This window comes from Streptomyces albus subsp. albus, assembly GCF_000725885.1.
In the GTDB taxonomy this organism is placed as follows: Bacteria; Actinomycetota; Actinomycetes; order Streptomycetales; family Streptomycetaceae; genus Streptomyces; species Streptomyces albus.
The window spans coordinates 1-212 of record NZ_JODR01000100.1 but is presented as its reverse complement, the minus strand read 5'-3'; the positions used below and the strand labels follow the sequence as shown (position 1 = coordinate 212).

Genomic DNA, 212 nt, shown 5'->3' with positions numbered 1-212 from the left:
TGGATCCGCTCGTCCTCGCGCAGATACCGGCACGGACCGGAAGCCGGTACCACCACGTGGATCGGTGGTACCGGCTTCCGGTCCCGCTCGAAGCGGCCGTTGCGCCACTTGTTGCCCGTCCTGCGGTCAACGCCGACGATCCGGCACGCTTCGGTGTTGCTGTATCCCTGCTGCACGAGCCGGGAGTATGCCTCCCGCTCCCGGGACAACTT

Annotated in this window: 1 pseudogene; it reads right to left on the bottom strand. The window is 67.0% G+C overall.

The features are described 5' to 3' along the window. A pseudogene (locus IO40_RS39725) lies at positions 1-212 on the bottom strand (helix-turn-helix domain-containing protein); the annotation flags it as partial.